The organism is Bacteroides sp. AR20 (genome assembly GCF_964250605.1).
Lineage (GTDB): Bacteria > Bacteroidota > Bacteroidia > Bacteroidales > Bacteroidaceae > Bacteroides > Bacteroides uniformis.
Window position 1 is genome coordinate 119,523 of sequence record NZ_CAXUGK010000009.1, and the last position, 6,497, is coordinate 126,019.

The 6,497-nt window shown below is 44.0% G+C and carries 6 protein-coding genes; 2 read left to right on the top strand and 4 right to left on the bottom strand.

Going from position 1 to position 6,497, the window contains the following annotated elements:
• Window positions 1–34: 34 nt before the first annotated feature.
• The 4 genes from ACESTD_RS06990 to ACESTD_RS07005 are packed head-to-tail and all read right to left on the bottom strand — an operon-like array spanning window position 35 to window position 4,783.
• Window positions 35–1,459: an L-fucose/L-arabinose isomerase family protein gene (locus ACESTD_RS06990; protein WP_005830248.1), complete on the bottom strand. Its 1,425-nt coding sequence runs from the start codon at window positions 1,457–1,459 to the stop codon at window positions 35–37.
• 38 nt (window positions 1,460–1,497) lie between these two features.
• Window positions 1,498–2,976 (bottom strand): glycerol kinase, encoded by a 1,479-nt coding sequence (locus ACESTD_RS06995; protein WP_005830250.1) that lies wholly within the window; start codon window positions 2,974–2,976, stop codon window positions 1,498–1,500.
• A 48-nt stretch (window positions 2,977–3,024) separates the two neighbouring features.
• On the bottom strand, window positions 3,025–3,948 hold the full coding sequence (locus ACESTD_RS07000; RefSeq protein WP_005834658.1) for a transketolase family protein: 924 nt from the start codon (window positions 3,946–3,948) through the stop codon (window positions 3,025–3,027).
• A gap of 1 nt (window position 3,949) precedes the next feature.
• Window positions 3,950–4,783, bottom strand: a complete 834-nt coding sequence (locus ACESTD_RS07005) for a transketolase (protein WP_005830255.1) — start codon at window positions 4,781–4,783, stop codon at window positions 3,950–3,952.
• A 254-nt stretch (window positions 4,784–5,037) separates the two neighbouring features.
• Between ACESTD_RS07005 and ribB the strand changes: the two genes are divergently transcribed.
• Together ribB and ACESTD_RS07015 are read left to right on the top strand one after the other, a co-directional pair.
• Complete coding sequence (gene ribB / locus ACESTD_RS07010; protein ID WP_005834656.1) at window positions 5,038–5,652, top strand: 3,4-dihydroxy-2-butanone-4-phosphate synthase; 615 nt, start codon at window positions 5,038–5,040, stop codon at window positions 5,650–5,652.
• Window positions 5,653–5,659: 7 nt separating this feature from the next.
• A complete protein-coding gene (locus tag ACESTD_RS07015; protein WP_005830261.1) occupies window positions 5,660–6,421 on the top strand; it encodes a DeoR/GlpR family DNA-binding transcription regulator in 762 nt (253 codons plus the stop codon).
• Window positions 6,422–6,497: the final 76 nt, after the last annotated feature.

The window sequence follows — 6,497 nt, forward strand, 5'->3', positions numbered from 1 at the left end:
ATTTATCTTCTGTTGTTTACCGTGTGTTTACTTTTCATTCATGCACATATAGATTCCAGCCCAAATAGTCCTCGATGGCTTCGTTCAGAATTTCCTTCACATCATTGCGAACCATAGCCACATGATGTTCAAAACCATTTTTACAAATATACTTCATCAGAGTCTGCAAGTTATTCACCTTGGTGACAGCTATGCATCCATCCATTCCATACGGGTCATCCGTGATTTCACCAGTACCCAAATAAGCCTTGATAGCGCCTTTTGTATCATCTGTGGAAATACGGAAGAATGTGAAATCACCTTTGGTCACTTTACCATATACGGCACCGAATGTATTGACCTTGCCCAGCGTACGTCCCAAAACGCCCAGTGTACCAAGCTTCAAGTCATTTCTGACAAACGATTTCGGGAAGTTACCGCAATGGGTACATACACATTTGTTCCGGTCTTCTGCAAAATTGTTATTCCAGTCAAGCAATGCCGATTGACCTTGCGCTGCCAATGTCAAAGCATACATGGACACAGCGCCGGCAATATCTACCTCACAAGCGGCAGGAAGTAATTTTTCACCCAGCATACTCATTGTCACACATGCTGCACAACCATAATTTTGTTCCAAAGAGTCCCAACACTGAACAGCAACAGCATCAATCTGATTGGCTTCGATCCAACGTTCTACAGCCACACCGAATTTTGCCTGAAGCACCAGCTTGTCACTATATTCCTTGGGAACTGCCGCATAGCACTTAATTTCTTCAAGCTTCTTCAGCAACTCCGCATCCGTATCCTCAATCTTACGGGCAGCACCGAGTATTTCAGAAAGGTCGACCGGAACGACTGTAATGCCACTCTTCTGTAACAGTTTCTCACTTGCACGTACAGTCTGGAAACCAGCCGGACGAGCACCGATAGCACCGATACGTGCATGGCGCAAGCCATTGACTACACGACAGATACCAGCAAACTTATTGATATCCTTGGCCAGTAATTCGGAGTATATAGAATAGGTGTGTAGCGTGGTATCTGTAAAAGGTATGCCATATTGATACAGATTGTTACAAACAGAAATCTTACCGCAAAAAGCATCACGGCGGCTGTCCAGATCCACCTTGTCGTTCTCGTCGTCACAAGCCTGTACCAAAACGGGGACATTCAAATCGGCCACGCTGATAGCATTGATGATTCCAATCTCAAAGCCAAAGTTGGGTAGAGATACTATAATGCCGTCAATGCGGTCACGATTCTGTCGGAACAGTTCCGCACACTTCAATCCGTCTTCGCGGGTTTCAATACTGCTACTGCCGGTAGGAGTAGCGTCTTCAGGTAAGATCACATAATCATAGCCTTCGTCGGCAAGTGTTTTCAACAATTGTTTGCGAACATCTTTAGCCAATTCTGAATTAAAATAAGCACGAGTGCCGATAATTATACCGAAACACATTCTTTCCTTGTTTTTCATTGTAGATAGTGGGTATTTAAATTATACTTTGAAAATATTTATCTGATTAATTGGTTTACCGCTTTCAACCAGCCTTCACACCATTTTTCTACCTGTGATAGGTTACTTTGCGGCTCTATGCGGTAGCGGCTCCGGCGTAATACGGACACCTGCTCAAAGCTCGTCCATATCTTGCGAGCCATTCCGTTCATTACAACGGCTCCCAAGGCCGAAGCTTCTTCAACATCCGAACAATTGATCGGTACACGTAAGCAGTCGGCCTGGAACTGCATCAGGAATTTATTTTTTGTAGGTCCTCCATCGGCTCTGACTTCTTTCAGCTTTATACCTGCCTGACTGGTCATCGCTCTGACCAAATCATTCACTTGATAGGCTATGGATTCAAGTGCTGCCCTGAGAACATGCGGTTTCCCGGTACCTAAGGTCATCCCTAAAATGGCAGCCTTTACATCCCCTTGCCACCAAGGAGCTCCCAACCCGGCAAAAGCCGGTACGACATACACACCTCCATTGTCTTTTACTGTAGCCGCCAACTCTTCCGCTTCGTCTGGCGAACTAATCATCTGCAATCTCTGTTCTAGCCACTTGATGGTAGCACCAGTACAATGGATATTGCCTTCAAAAGCATAGAATATTTTTCCAAGTGCGGCAAAACCGATGGAAGTGACCAATCCACGGGGAGCAACGGCAGCTTTTTCACCAATATTCACCATCACTGATGAGCCGGTTCCATAAGTGACCTTGCCCAGCCCTTCTTCAAAGCACATCTGACCGGCCAGTGCACCGTGTGAATCCCCCAATACACCGGCTATGACAATAGGATTCTTAAATAATCCTCCCACCGTAGTTTCTCCAAAAACAGCATCACATGGCAGTAATTCAGGCATCATAGTTTCGGGGATGGTAAATAGCTCCAGCAGGTCACTGTCCCATTGCATCGTATGAATATTAAACAAAAGAGTCCTGGAAGCATTGGTATAATCTGTCACATGGCGTTTACCATCAGTCAATTTCCAAATCAGCCACGTATCAATGGTTCCCATCAATAAGTCACCGTTATCAGCAGCCTGACGGGCTCCTTCCACATTGTCAAGTATCCACTTCACACCACTGGCTGAGAAATAAGGATCCAATAGCAAACCGCTTTTCGCCTGTACTATTTCGCTGTACCCACTGGCTTTCAACTCATTACAGATATCAGCACCACGCATGCATTGCCATACCACAGCATTGCATATCGGTTTGCCCGTATGCTTATTCCATACAACCACTGTTTCACGTTGATTGGTGATGGCCAACGAATACATATTGTCTGCCACTTCCTCCTTTATCAGTTCGGCTATACTTTTCTGTACATTCCGATAAATTTCTTCAGCATCATGCTCCACCCATCCGGATTTGGGATAATATTGTTCATGGGTGACATTGACGCGCCTCAGCATTTCACACCTCTCATTGAATAGCATGGCTTTGGTAGCCGAGGTGCTTTGGTCTATTGCAATTATCAGGTTTTCCATTTCAGGTATTATTAAAGGCTAATTGATTTCAAATTTATCGAATCGGAGTTACTTAAGGAAGTCAAGGGCAGTTTTCACGATACCGGATGAGTCGAGTCCATAATGGGCAAAAATTTCCAGGGAGTTCCCATGCACCACATTCTCATCAGGGATACCCAGGATTTTCACCGGTACGGGATGCTCGGATATGATTTCAGTCACCATCGCCCCAAGACCTCCATACTGGCTATGCTCCTCAACCGTGATGATTCGCCCGGTTTCGGAAGCGGCTTTCAAAACAGCTTCCTCATCACAAGGTTTAATAGAGGACATATCCAATACCCGGGCCGAAATACCATATTCGCGTAACTTCAAAGCCGCCTGACGTGTGTGGTATACGGTTTCACCGGTTCCGATAATAGTCAGATCTGTTCCGTCCAGCAACATGTTGGCCTTACCTATGGCAAAATCAAAATCATCATTTTCATAGACATCGGGAACTGCTGCACGACCTACACGTACATAAACCGGTTCGGGATAATCAACCAAAAGCTCAACCAGTTTTTTAGTCTGTCGGGCATCGCAAGGTAACACGATATTCATTCCGGGAAAAGTACGCAGCACGGCAATGTCGTGTAAGCTATGATGGGTAGCCCCCAAAGCTCCGTAAGCTACTCCTCCACTTACTCCCAATATTTTTACGTTGTTCTGGCTATAAGCCAAGTCCACCTTTACCTGTTCCAAGCTACGAGCCACATAAAAACAAGCCGGACCACATACAAACACTTTCTTTCCGCTATGAGCCAACCCGGCTGAAATACCCACAGCATCCTGCTCCGCAATACCACACTCCACGAATTGCTGCGGCAATTCTTTGGCAAAATCATTTAACGTCACCGAGCCACGGGCATCCGTCGTCACAGCAATGATGTCCTTGTCCATCCGAGCCAATGACAACAAAGTGTCGGTGAAACTTTTTCTGCAAGCTATCATATCAATTATATTCTAAATCCTTAATTCTTTCTGATATTTCTTGAATGGCCTGTTCATACTGTTCGTTACTCGGAACCCCATGATGCCATTTAGCTACCCCTTCCATGAAAGATACTCCTTTCCCTTTTGTCGTATGAGCCACCAGCAAATGAGGGTGACGGTTTGCATAATCAATGGAACGGAAAGTCCGGATAATATCTTCCATGTCGTCACCATTCATATCCTTTACCTCCCAGCCGAATGCCGTCCAGCGATCATGGATATCATCAATTCCCATCACATCTTCCGTATTTCCGCTAATCTGCAAATGATTACGGTCTATTATAGCCACCAAATTATCTAATCTATACTGCCGGGCAGCCATTGCTGCTTCGTAGATGGAACCTTCACCCTGTTCACCATCCCCCATCAACACATAGGTTTTATAATCCCTGTTGTCCATTTTGGCAGCTATCGCTATACCTACCCCAACAGACAAACCATGTCCCAAGGCTCCGGTATTCACTTCAATACCCGGAACTCCGATAGTGGGATGTCCCGAAAGGATAGAGCCATATTGTCCCAATGTATCCAAAATGCCTTCTGTTATAAACCCTTTGGATTCCAGCGTCACATACAAAGCCTCCACACAATGCCCCTTGCTCAAAATGAAACGGTCACGCAAATCATCTTTAGGACTGTCCGCATTCACATTCATCACATCAAAGTAAAGAGCCGTAAGAACATTGAGGCAAGACAAATCTCCGCCGATATGACCGGCTTTTGCCTTATAGATAATTTCAATTAATCTTTTTCGATTCCTTTCTGATTGAAGAGTCAATTCTTTTGTTTTCATAGCTTATTTGCTTTCATTTCCTTGCAAAGAAAACAAATAAAAACCACAAAACGAAAGAAAACGAAAGTTTTCCATTGTTTATTAACATACTTTATAATTAGACCAGGGCGAAAAACGAAACAAATAAATAAAAAAGAGAAAGGAACTACAGTGCAAAAGATAATATATAGAATAAAAAAGAAGAAAAACAGCAAGAATAGACTTTCATTTGACTTTTTCTGACTACCTTTGCGGAAAAATTAAATGATTATACAATGCTCAATACTGTAGACGAAGGAATAGAAGCGGTTCGACAAGGGAAAATAGTGATAGTTGTCGATGATGAAAATAGAGAAAACGAAGGCGATTTTATTGTATCCGGTGAAAAAATAACTCCTGACATTGTTAACTTCATGATTACACACGGAAGAGGGCTTCTTTGTGTACCGCTACCGCGTTCACGTTGCAAAGAACTCCAACTGCCCCCAATGTCGGAAGACAACACTTCCCTTTTAGGCACGCCGTTCACCATGTCCGTCGATCTGAAGGGCTATGGCTGCACAACGGGAGTTTCCGCCTATGACCGCTCCGCTACCATACGTGCTTTGGTTACCGGTAATATAAAGCCCTCGGAACTGGCACGTCCCGGACACATTTTCCCCCTTTACGGACATGAGGACGGAGTATTGGGACGTGACGGACATACAGAAGCATTACTCGACCTGACAAGAATGGCAGGATTGACACCCGGCGGCGCTCTCATTGAAATACTGAACCAGGATGGGACAATGGCCCGCTTGCCACAACTACTTGAAATGGCAAAAAAGTTCCGACTGAGGATTATAGCGATCAAAGATATACAGGATTATCGTAGAAACAACAATATATAAAGTAGATATGGCACTAAACCAAAGAAGAGTCAAGATTCTGGACCTTATCCGCGAAGACGGGCATGCAAAAGTTCAAGAATTAAGCAGGATTTTCAATGTAACGGATGTAACAATCAGACAAGACCTGGAAGCCCTTGAAAAATTAGGGTATATCCAAAGAGAACACGGCGGAGCCTTCCTGAAGGATGTGGGCTCATTTGCAAAAACCGGAAAGGTTTTCAATCAGACCCATATTGAGGAAAAAAGAGAAATAGCCCAAAAAGCAGCGTCGTTTATCAGTGAAGGTGAATGTATCATTCTCGACTCCGGTTCTACTACCACAGAAATAGCCAAACTACTTACACAATACAAAGAGCTGACCGTCATTACCAATGCTCTGAACATAGCACTTATATTGGGCGAAAATCCAGGCATCAACCTCATTGTGACAGGAGGAGAATTCAAAGCACCCACCCTTTCATTGACAGGAAAGATGGCAGCCGATTCACTCAAAGGTTTCCATGCCAACAAACTATTCCTTGCCACAGCAGGAATATCCCCAGACATGAGTCTGACCTATCCGAGCCTCAGCGATCTGATGGTTAAATCGGCCATGATAAAAGCCGCCGAGGAAGTCATTCTGGTAGCTGATTCCTCCAAGATAGGAATTAGTGCATTTGCCAGTTTAGGTTCAATATCTATGGTAAATTCTTTCATCACAGACAGCAATATCTCGGAAGAGAATATCGAAAAGATGAAAGAAAAGAACATAAACCTTCTAATTGGATAGGGATATTCCTAAAATAATAAAATTTAAGGCAACTAATTCATTGCGAGTTAGTTGCCTTTTTTGTATCTTTAAGCAT